The sequence below is a fragment of the Bacteroidota bacterium genome, assembly GCA_018692315.1.
Classification (GTDB): Bacteria; Bacteroidota; Bacteroidia; order Bacteroidales; family JABHKC01; genus JABHKC01.
In genome coordinates this window covers 15,705-27,654 of sequence record JABHKC010000091.1, presented here as the reverse complement: position 1 = coordinate 27,654, position 11,950 = coordinate 15,705, and the positions used below count along the sequence as shown (strand labels likewise).

The following is an 11,950-nucleotide window of genomic DNA, read 5'->3' as shown; positions in this document are numbered from 1 at the left end:
GTTATACAGTAAAATTTGATGCAAGCGGACTTTCTGCCGGTGCATACTTCTATACAATAAAAGTTATAGGAGAAAATTCTAACTATTTTGAAACCAAATGTATGAGTTTGGTGAAATAGTATATTTGTTACTTCAAACTAAAAGCCCCATTGTTTTTTACTTTGGGGCTTTTTTGTAAGAAGTTCAAAAACATTAATTGTTCATTTTTTTTTGTTATGACTTTACCCGTACCACCGCTCCAAGCGGTGGCACGGATAAACGACCAAATATTTAACCCAACTTGCAACAAATATCTCTTAACTATCTGGCCTTATGGATATAAGGCTTATAGGATTTTTTATTCAGGTACTACGGAAATGTATGAGTAAGTTGAAAGTTGAATATTTAATGTTGAACAATTTCCTTCAAGGTCATTCCTGTGGAATTTTTTAGCTACTGGCATTGTTTTCCTCAGATGGAAATCGGAGGAAAACGAAACACATTTTTAAAAAATTCCGTAGGAATGACCCAGCTATGCGAAGTTTCCGAACTCCGCTTTCCTTCAATAACTATCCACTAACGAAAATATTTCTAAACTGTCAGCAAATGTTTCTAAGCTAATATTTTCTTTGGTGCTGAACTCAATTTGAATTTTTTGCTTTGGCAGCAAGTCAAAATAATTATCAGAAAATCTGCCTTCGGTTTCGTTGGCTCGCAAATATATGTTCTTGGCAAGTTTATCTGTTGAAAGTTTTAAAATAAATCCTCCTTCGCAAATTTCTATTGTATGCTGAATTTTAGGATTTGGCAATTTCAGGTCTTTTATTGCTCCGAAATAGAGAACATTTTCGGATAGAAACATATTTTGCGAATCTAAAATTTGTGACTGTAGCAAAATACTTTCTTTGTTCATTTCGCTGAGTAATTGCTCTAACTCTGCCTCGTAATAAATTTTCGAGCTATTTTTCTCAATAGAAATTTCATTTTTCTTTTCGAACAAAATATTTCCATCGAAATCGATTATCGAAAGTCGAAGTTTCGCTTCAACATTTTTAAGCTTGTCGGAAACTACAAAAATATTTAATCTATCGTCCTCTATATCAGGCGAAACCAAAATATCGCTAAAAGCCTTTTTTACAAAATAGTGCATAGCCTTCCAATTTCCATAACTATCTATCCCCGACCAGGAAGCTACAGGCCAGCAATCGTTTATCTGCCAATATAATGAGCCCATGCAGTAGGGCATATTTCGTCGGTGAGCTTCAATTGCCATTTTTATACCTTCGGCCTGAAGAACATGATTTAGATAAAGAAACATAGGAAAATCCTTTGGGTATTTATAATCACGCTTCATATACTCTTCAATAGTAATATTGCCAATACTTGAACGTTGGTGCGATTTCATAACTTCCGAATTTATATCCCAATCGCTTTCGAGAGCATATTTTTTTACAGAATTTAGTTCGGGAAACGACTGAAAACCATACTCCGACATAAAACGAGGAATTTCCTCCTTATATTCAGCAAAAGGCTTTTTTGCCCACCAAACTCCCCAATAATGATTGTCGCCGAACTTTCCATTTTCGAGCTCACCAAAACCGGCACTTGGCGAAGATGACCAATACAAATTTTGTGAATCGTACTCATTTACAACTTCCGGTAAAATTTTATGAAAAATATCGTCGTAAGCTTTCCAAACTGTATCGACTATGTTTTGCCCCTGATTTTCAAGCACATTCGGTTTCCAACCCCAGCGATTCCAGGCCGAGAGTATTTCGTTGTTTCCGCACCAAAGAGCAATTGAAGGGTGATTTCGCAAACGCCTAACATTTTGAATAGCCTCCTTTTTTACATTTTCTAAAAATTCAGGATTGCCCGGATACATCGCACAAGCAAACATAAAATCCTGCCAAAGCAAAATGCCGTATTTGTCGCACAAATCGTAAAAAATATCCTTCTCATAAACTCCCCCACCCCAAACTCTAAGCATGTTGAAATTTGCATCCACAGCAGATTTTATCAAGTTTTCATAATCTTCATCGCTGACTCTCGACAAGAAAATATCCTGAGGAATATAATTTGCTCCTTTCATAAAAACCGGCTCGCCATTTAGTTCGAAATAGAAACTTTTACCTATGCTGTCGGGTTTTTGAATTATTTCAATAGTTCGTAAACCAATATTTTGAGTTTTTGTGGATAAAATTCCAGAATTACTTTTCAACTGAATTTCAATTTCGTAAAGTTTCTGATTTCCAAGCCCATTGGTCCACCAAAGTTCAGGATTTTCAACATCTAAAGGAATTTCAAAATTGTTTTGACCCTTTTTTAAAGAAATATTTTGCTCGAAAGTTTTAATTTTATCTACAAAACCAACAATTTCCGCATCGTAGTTTTCACTTGCTTCAATTTCTATTTTTGATAAAAGTTTTGCTTTCTCGGCCAAAATTTCTTCCTGAATAATATTCACATCTATGAGTTTGGTTTTATTCCAGGTTCTTAATTCAATTTCTTGCCAAATTCCAATGCTAACTAATCGAGGACCCCAATCCCAGCCAAAATGATACTGGGCTTTCCGAGTAAAAACACATGTTTTTTTATCTCCTACTCCTCCCCGCTCCGATTGGTCGTTTTCTGCTCCGGGTAAAAGATAAGCAAGCTTTTCCCGCTTTTCAAGACCAATTTTTATTGGCGATTCAAAAACTATTCTCAAAGTATTTTCACCTTCCACCAAAAAATCTTTAACATTCACAAGCCAGTTGATGAACATATTGTCTGCTTTCAGAATAAATCTATCGTTCAGAAAAACATTTGCGTAGGTATCTAAACCTTTGAAATTCAATTCAACATTATTGCTTTCAAGAATATTCCTATCTACCGTAAAAGTGGTTTTGTATTCCCAATCTTTTTTGTCAATCCATTGAACCTCAAGTTCGTTGAGCCTGTAAAAAGGATCATCAATAATTCCATTTTTCAGGAGGTCGGTATGCACACTGCCGGGAACTTTTGCTGTCAGCCATTCGTTGTCGTCAACTGCACGAAACATCCATTCACTTTCAATATTTAAGGAAACTTGCTTTTGCCGATTTTTTTGACAGGAAAAAAGTAAAAGAGCTATGCCAAATAAACTAATAACATTTACAAACTTAGTACTCATATGATGCTAAATTAAAAATGAAAAATATAAATAATGTAACTAACAGTGTGTGAAAATAAACAAAATAATAAAATCAAATCGAAGGAAATATATCAAGTTTTCCACTTATCAAAAAAAAAGAATATACATTCATACCTGTTTGTTTGCAGTTCTTTTTCTTTTACTGCTAAAATACTCAATTATTTCATTTGGAGACTTGCCTTGTGTCTCTCTCGCAATTCTTTCTCTTTCCTTTCGCACTGCTCCTACACAGTCATAATTACTTTTCATCTTCGTTTTCATAGTCAAATATTTCTCTTGGGTTTCTTATTTCAATAGTTTTGTAACCACTTTTCAAGTTCACAGCATTATATCCATTTATTTTTTGAATATTCACAATATGTTTAAAATTCCAACTTACTAAAAGGTCAGCTTTCAAAATTGTAGCAATAGCTATATGATAGCAATCAGCACGACTTGATTTGCCAACGACTTTTTCATATAGATATTTTTCAGCAAGTAAAACAGCTTCTTCTGTTAATTTGGTTCGCAGAATATTTTTTTTTGGTATTGATTGAACAAAACTTTTTACTTCAAAAGGGGCATTAGTCAATTCTTCTTCCGCAACATCCGAGTATATTAATTTAATATCTGACTGAATTACTTTCTCAAAAAACAAATCAGTCCACAGTTTAAATTCATAATCAAACTTCCCACCAAAAACAGATGTGTCAACATAAATAGTTTTCATGATACAAAGTTAGGCTTTTTTAATATAGGTAACTTCTAAAATTGCAAATTTCTTAGTCGTTTCTCAAGATAGCTTTCGGGATTAAAATCCTTGTCTCGACATGCTCAACAGATTGCATTTATAATATTAAACTGCCGTTTTGAAATTTCGCAGGCCTTGAAATTTGCTATTTTTAGTAGTCCCTTTCAGATATTTTGTAATTTCAACCACCAGTTTCAACAATTACAAAAACCGGTAAATGGTCGGAAATAAATTTATTGTCATTCAATCTGTCGTCGATATGAGAATATGACAATATCTTAAATTTGTTAGTGAAAAAATAATCAATTCTTTCCAATATTATTTTATTTGCATCAAAACCGTTAAATGTTCCTATAGGACCATAAAATGGTTTCTCCGAAATCTTTAAGGCATCGGTCAAAAAAGTTTCTAAATTTTGGATTGGGGCAGAGCCAGGCAAGGAATTTATATCTCCCATCAAGACTACCGGCAAATTTTCTGTATTCAATTCTTTAATTCTTTCAATGATTAATAAAGCTGATTTATCACGAGCATAGCTACCCTGATGGTCGAAATGCGTATTAAAAACCCAAAATTTATTGTTGTTGATTTTATCCTCAAAAAGTCCGAAAGTACAAATTCTTTCGAGAGCAGCATCCCAGCCAACCGAAACTGTATCAGGCGTTTCCGACAACCAAAAAGTAGATTGCTCTAAAATCTGAAATTTACTTTTATCGAAAAATATTGCACAAAATTCGCCTTTATTTATTCCGTCTTCCCTGCCTATACCAAAATATTTGTAATTCACAAGGCAGCTATCTAAAAACTGAAGCTGATTAAATAATCCTTCTTGAATTCCAAAAATGCAGGGATTGTGAAAATTTATGAGTTCAGCAACTTTTGTTTTCCTGATTTCCCAACTATTCAGGCTATCCCAAGAATTGTCGTATCTGATATTATAAGACATTATTTTATAGCTTTGCCCAAACAGCCAACCCGCTGTTAAACAGCTTGTTAAAAAGACAAAACTTAAAAGTACTAATTTCTTCATTTGTTTGCTTTTAAAGATTTTTTTACCAAAACTATTTTTTCAACTTTAAAAATTTTGTTTCAAAAGGTTCTAATTTAATACTCTTTTTCAGCTTAGCGATTTCTTCCTCTAAAACATTTACTTCCAAAACATTAGCATAATCATTCAATTTCAACAATTTATCTACATCAATAATTGCATTTTCGCCATTTGTTTCACGCAAGTGAAGAACAAGCCCCAATACATCATCAGAAGGTTTTGCATTGATTAAAATAACATTTGACAAATCAATATCGAGTAGCGATTGAGAACGTTTTTCAAGACTTTCTTTTCCGGCAGGAAGCACCCTCGTTAGAAGCGGAATCCGCTGTGCCCATGCAAAACGTGTAGCAAAACCATTAGAATTATCATCTGACGAGCTTATATAATACTTCCATTTCATCTCGCCTTCCTGAGCGGCTTTGAAATTTGTTGTCCAATAATTATTTAAAACCCATGAATAAATATGTGAACTTTCGGGTATGTGCTTGTAATAATATTTGCCTGTGTTTATTGCTCCAAATTGAACTAAAGGAATATCGTTGCTACCAAAAACTATTTGTGAGTTATTGTTTCTAACGGCAGCAAAATTCTGAATAGTGTTCCAGTCGGAAGCCGTACCTTCCAATTGATTTACTCCTGGTGAAACCATTCCGCCCTGAGCTTCAAAAAATATTTTGCTTTCATTGAGATAAAATGGAAAAGCAACATACACAGCTTCCGGTGTAGTTACTGCAAACTTGTGCATACCATAAAGAAATTCTATTCTTTTTTCTTGATTGAACAAACGAATTTCCATTTCCACACCCCTACTATCGGCACACAAAGGAATGTCTCCATGAAGGAACAAACTTTTCCAAACAGCACCATCAGCAATATGCAAAATTTTAATATTTGTCATATTATATTTTGTCCCTTGCAATGGCTGGTAAATAGTATCAGTTTTATTGTAAGTAAATCGTTCCATTTGATGACGATTTTCTAAGGTCTCATAAATGAATTGCCCCATTTTCATAGTATCACTTTTATCCAACAATTCTTTTTGCAACTGCTTATCGAAAAGACTGCTTATCAAGTTATTTTCTATATCAAATTCTAATTTGTAGAATTCATTTTCAAAAACATTATCAAATTTTTGAAATTTATCGGCAATTCTATTTTTTTCGCTAACATGAATTTCAAATATTTTATATCCCATTGCTGGAATATTTTCCGCCCAAATTCCCCAATATGTGCCATCGCTGCGACTTTCAAAAGCCTGACTTACCATTTCTTTTCCATGAATATCTGTTATTTTGAATTCTTTATTATTTGGCAAAATTTCGTGATCGATATAAACTTCAACTAATCCCGAGCGTTCCCAATTTAAGGTATTGAAAATTGCAATTGAAGGAACCCTCGATTTTTTAATATAAGCTTGAATATAACCCATGGCTTTCTCGCGAAGCATTCTCGATTTTTTCACAGCTTCCCAAGCATATGACGACTTTTGATTCCATTGAATTACAGAATTTTCTGCCAAAGGATCGCTAATACTTTCTGCTGCTCCATAAGTATGTTCATCGTAAAACAATATCGCATCTTGCACCGCGGAAATATCATTTTCCAAATTTTCTGGAAGCTCTGCTCCAATAATTTTAGCTATCGAAAATAAGCCCGTATTTGCAATCATATCAGCATGAGTAGTTCGTACAGCTTTGGTTTCGTTCATGGCAGAACCGGCACCATCTGTCCACCAATCGGGCCATGCCACTTTATGAACTTCTAAATTCTCTGAATGATTTTCTTCAAGATAATTCATAAACTCATTTGCTACAGCAATTTTTAGTTTAGGCCATTCGTAGTTTTCGTTCCACTCTTTAACCAAATCGCAAGCAATGGTCGAAGGCGGAGCATTATCTGTGATGTAGCCCGAAAACTGAATAGAAGTATGCAAAAATGGATAATCTAATGCTTCAAGTTTACTTAGGTATCTTGTTAGATTTCTGCTAAAAACCTGAATATCACCCGATGTCAAGCCTAAAGTATTTCCGTACATATAATGCTCGGATCGGAATGCTAGCAATCTTTTTCCTGATGGAGATTCCCACCAAAAAGCCGTAGGTTTGTCAAACGGAATTCTTGCACGATGTCCATGTTGCCCCATAATCAGATACTTTACGCCAGTTCCCTGAAAATAGTCGGCCAGACACCAGCCAATTCCGTTCACATCGTTTTGCATAGCTGTGGTAACATTCAAACCTTTATTTTTGAATTGAGCCAATGTTCTTGTTTGAGCTGCAAGGCAAGTTTCATCAACAATTTCTGAATAATTAAAAAACATGCCGGTAATCTCTATCCTACCCTCATTTACTCGTTTTATAAAACGATCTATTTGTTGCTTGGGCCTGCTTTTCAAATATTCGCGAACAGCCCATGAAGCTTCGCAAGTCCAGCGGAATTTTGCATCGTCCGGATAAGTATCCGTCAAATCGCAAAAATCTAAAGCATAATCGATGTATCGTAAATGCTCGGGTAAAATTTCTGTTTGTGGGCGAGTGTAACCAATATCGGTATGTGTGTGCTGTACAAAATAAATTGTCCATTCTTTTACAGGATGAAGTTCAAATTTTCGCTCAAACTCCGGTTTGTTGCCAATTTTAATTGTAGCTAAATATTCAGTAGTATGCTCTTTTTTTGGGAGCATTAATTTTAGTGAATTATGCCCCGGCTTTAAAATTATTTCTTCTTTGTACTTATCTACTGAAACCCTTGCAGAGGCTTCTTCTCCAAGATGTGTAAAATCAAATCTAACAACTTGATACAGTTTTTGATTTTTTTTCATTATAACATTTTCTTGTAAAATGTTGATTTCTTCTTGAATATTTGCTTTGAAAGTCATATACCAAATATTGCTTCCGCCATCTTCTGCTTCAATTTTGATAATCACCGGCTTTCCTAAAACTATAGCAGATTTTGGCAGTTTTACTGTTGCAAATCCCATTTGGTCTTTGTATTTGTCAATCATTGTGTAGTTGAAAGTCAGCTTGGCACCATCTTTTCCATCTATGCTCCACTCCGATTTATCATTGCTTGCCGGATTTGAAAAGTTAAAATATTTTTCTCCGTTTACGAATAAATCGAAATTGTATTTTTTTGCATCTGTATCAATTCCATACATCCAAACAAATGATGCAAATTTCTGATTGAAATTTTTAGGAACAATTTCTGTTTCCCATTCAATGGGAGCGTAATCCTTTCTTGCCCTAATCAACAAAGAAGATTTAACGTCCGGCAAAGGTGAATGGTAATTCAAAGTAAAACCACTAAGCTCCTTCACATAACCCTGAAAAAACTTTTGTTCATTAGCCTGAGCAAAACAAAGATGAATTAGTATTTGTAAAAAAAATAGAACGCTAATAATTTTTTTCATAATAAAAATTTTTGCAATAAATTAAATTTCAACCATTTAATATAAAATCCATAAAAATATATCAATTCTCAAATATCAATATTTTTTTTATTGGATTAACAAAAAAATCGGGGCTTGATTCTTAATACGACCAAATTCGTAGGGCTACACCATAAACTTTTATATTTCGCTCCTTTGGAGCTTTTTTTAAAAAGTTCATATATTAATTTGAATGTATATACATTTTTAAATATTCCGATTTCGTTCACCCCACCTTACAGACTTGGCTATTGATTACACACCTTTGGTGTTTTGATAAGCTCAAATAGCACCAAAGGTGCGAAATCTAAAGTCTTAAAGTAGAATTAGTCGCTCTAAGATATCCTCATCAAAATCCCATAGGGATGACATCTTGCTAGCCCCGAATGTCAATTCGGGGAAAATGAAGATAAGGCGAAAAATCCCGTAGGGATGATATATGAGACCTTCTAAAATGTTTTTATGCAAAAAATAATTAATAAGAGAGACATGCAATATAGCCTAAAGCTTACGTTAATGAAATTGAAAGTATAAAAAATTTGATTTATGGATATTTTGAAAAAATTGTTTTCATTTAATTTTTTCACTAAAACTATTGCGATAGTGTTCGTGATTGCATTTTTATCAGAATGCAAAAATGACGAAACTGTTGTTCCTGAAAATTATTTGAATCTTGATCCACTTGTTTTGGGCTTCGACTTAGAAAACAAAATTATCATTTATAATGGAGAATTCACTACAGTGGAAAATAAATCATTAGCCATAGGTACTGATATTTTTGAGATTGAAACTAACGACTCGGAACTTGTGATTGGCAAAAAATATTCTATAAATATCGACAAACAGGTTTTTAGCTTTTTTTATTCAGAACTTCCAATTATTTCGATTTATACCGATGGTGTAGAAATTGTGGATGAACCAAAAATTAAAGCCAGCATAGTTTTGCTCGAAAGTAGTGAAACACACTTATCTGCTCAAGTTGGGATTGAACTACGCGGAGATGTTTCACAAACATATCCAAAAAAAACCTACAATATTGAGTTTTGGAAAGATGAGGAAGGTGAAGACACTGAAAAATATTCTCTCCTTGGAATGCGCTACGACGATGACTGGATTATTGATGGCCTTTGGAACGAACCGGTAAGAATCAGAGATTTTACATCGCATACTTTATGGTTGGAATTTGCCAGAGTTCAAAACAACAACGAAGAAATGCAAATCGGAATCGACAAAAAATATTGCGAGATATTTATAAATGGGGAATATAAAGGAGTGTGTTATCTCGGCGAACGCATCGACAGAAAACAGCTCGATTTAAAAAAATATACAGACCAATTGGAAGGCGAACTATACAAAGCATACACTTGGGGCAATGGAGTCAGTTTTTTTGGAGTCGATACATTCGACAATAATTCTTTCACATGGAGTGCATACGAAACCAAATATCCAACGGAAATTGAGCAAATCGACTGGACTAATTTGTACAATCTTGTCAGTTTTGTTGTGAACAGTTCGGATTCGGATTTTGAAAATGAGATTTCTTCAAAGTTCGACATCGACAATATTATTGATTATTACATTTTTCTGAATTTGATATACGCCACCGACAATAATGGAAAAAACATTTATACATGTCGATATAGTAGCTCATCCTTGTACTTTTTCGTTCCCTGGGATTTGGACGGGACATTCGGGAACAATTGGAAAGGTCTGAGAGAAGATATAACAGACAAAATGCTTTCAAACGGTTTGTACGACAGGCTATTTTCATTTCAGATTTTTCGAGCTCAGGCAAAAGAAAGGTGGTTGGAGTTAAGAAAAAACAGCCTCAATATTCAAAATTTAAATCAAAAATTCAGAGACAATTACGATTTTTTGTTAAGAAATGGAATTTATGAAAAAGAAGCCTTAGTCCCGGATATAAGCCAAAACTATAGCGAAACGGAAATTGATTTTATTGAATCCTGGATTGAACGTAGAATTCAGTATTTGGATTCTTATTTTGATGCTTTTTGAATAATGTCCGGAACATTGTTAAAAATTACTCCTATGAATCAGGTATAGATATTCATAGCTTTGAAATAATTTAAAATTCATAATCATAATTAAATAATCATTCAATTTTTATAATTTTGCAAAAAATTATTTTATGAAAGATTGGGAAGAAAGAGAATTTTTTGAGGATGAGAATGTTATTGGATCTGTGAATAGATTCGAAAACATGCTTAAAACAAACAGAAAGGAATATTTTGATGTTGATGAATTTGAAAATATTATTGATTATTATTTAATAAAAAACAAACCAAATTCGGCATCAACAGTTAGCGAGCTTGCACATAGCCAGCATCCTGATTCAACAATTATTCAATTGAAAAGAGCACAGGTTTACATAGATACAGGCCGACCAACAGAAGCATTAAATCTTATAAAAAAAATTGAAAAAATTGAATTGAGCATTGACCTTCTTTTGCTAAAAGGAAGTGCAAACAACATTTTAGGAATGACAAAAGAGGCTGTTCGTAATTTCGAGGCAGCTCTTTCTATGCAAGAAGAAAACGACTCTGATCTTTATTATAAAATTGCCCAGGCTTTTCAACACACAAATAAATTTCAAATTGCTATACAGTATTTAAAATCAGCATATAAGTTAGACCCGAAAGAAGCAAATATTATATACGATTTGGCCTTTTGCTACGAAAGAATTGGTTCGACTAAAAAAAGCATTAAATCCTACGAAAAATATCTTGATCTGGAGCCATTTTCTCAGAACGCCTGGTACAATTTGGGCATAAACTACAACAACAACGAACAATACGATAAAGCCATTGAGGCATATGATTTTGCCATTGCTATAGATGATAAATATTCTTCGGCAATATTCAATAAAGCTAATACGCTTGCTAATTCTGAAAAATATATAGAAGCAATTGAGACATACAAGGAGTTTAACAGTCTGAATGATAATTATGCTCAGGCACATTTCTATATAGGCGAATGCTACGACAAACTCCAAAAACCCTTAGAATCGCTGAAACATTATGAAAAAGCTGTAAAAATTGATCCACAATTTTCTGATGGCTGGTATGGGATTTCATTAGTTTTGCTAAATCAACAAGAATTTGAACATAGTTTGAAATTCATTAAAATATCCTTAGATATTGAAAATGATAATCCGGAATATTGGTTCGTTTACGGGAAAATTCTTGCAAAAATGAAAAAATACGATGAAGCAGTTGAAGCTTTTTCAAAAACTATTGATTTAGATCCGGAAGATATTGATGCCTGGATTGAGCGTTCAGAAGTATTTTTCGTAACGGGGAAAACTCAGGAAGCCATTGATGCTATGAATGTTCTAATTAGCTCGGACTACAAAGTTGCTGATATTTATTATTATTTAACTGCATATTTATTAGAAATAGGAAAAACTGATGAAGCAATAAAAAATCTTGAAGAAGCACTAAAATTAGACTACGATATGCATATAGATTTTATTGAATATTATCAAAAATCGAGGTCGTTTACAGAAGTTGTAGATATTATTAATAAATATAGGAAAGCTTGATAATTGTAAAACCAAAACTATGCACT

7 protein-coding genes are annotated in these 11,950 nt (G+C 33.5%); 2 read left to right on the top strand and 5 right to left on the bottom strand.

Annotation, left to right across the window (positions count from 1 at the left end; all coding sequences use genetic code 11):
* Positions 1-541 precede the first annotated feature (541 nt).
* From HN894_07425 to HN894_07405, 5 genes are all read right to left on the bottom strand, one after another.
* Complete coding sequence (locus tag HN894_07425) at positions 542-3,133, bottom strand: glycoside hydrolase family 2 protein (GenBank protein ID MBT7143155.1); 2,592 nt, start codon at positions 3,131-3,133, stop codon at positions 542-544.
* Positions 3,134-3,262: 129 nt separating this feature from the next.
* The gene (locus HN894_07420) at positions 3,263-3,403 is read right to left on the bottom strand and encodes a hypothetical protein (GenBank protein ID MBT7143154.1); all 141 of its coding nucleotides are present in this window, start codon (positions 3,401-3,403) and stop codon (positions 3,263-3,265) included.
* Complete coding sequence (locus HN894_07415) at positions 3,393-3,863, bottom strand: PIN domain protein (GenBank protein MBT7143153.1); 471 nt, start codon at positions 3,861-3,863, stop codon at positions 3,393-3,395. The genes HN894_07420 and HN894_07415 overlap by 11 nt, the downstream gene beginning before the upstream one ends.
* A gap of 202 nt (positions 3,864-4,065) precedes the next feature.
* Positions 4,066-4,914: an endonuclease/exonuclease/phosphatase family protein gene (locus HN894_07410; GenBank protein MBT7143152.1), complete on the bottom strand. Its 849-nt coding sequence runs from the start codon at positions 4,912-4,914 to the stop codon at positions 4,066-4,068.
* A gap of 31 nt (positions 4,915-4,945) precedes the next feature.
* Positions 4,946-8,344, bottom strand: coding sequence for a glycosyl hydrolase family 38 (locus HN894_07405; GenBank protein ID MBT7143151.1), 3,399 nt, complete (start codon positions 8,342-8,344; stop codon positions 4,946-4,948).
* Between the two features lie 564 nt (positions 8,345-8,908).
* Here HN894_07405 and HN894_07400 point away from each other — a divergent pair.
* Complete coding sequence (locus HN894_07400) at positions 8,909-10,378, top strand: hypothetical protein (GenBank protein ID MBT7143150.1); 1,470 nt, start codon at positions 8,909-8,911, stop codon at positions 10,376-10,378.
* Between the two features lie 133 nt (positions 10,379-10,511).
* The gene (locus HN894_07395; protein ID MBT7143149.1) at positions 10,512-11,924 is read left to right on the top strand and encodes a tetratricopeptide repeat protein; all 1,413 of its coding nucleotides are present in this window, start codon (positions 10,512-10,514) and stop codon (positions 11,922-11,924) included.
* The last annotated feature ends 26 nt before the right edge of the window (positions 11,925-11,950 follow it).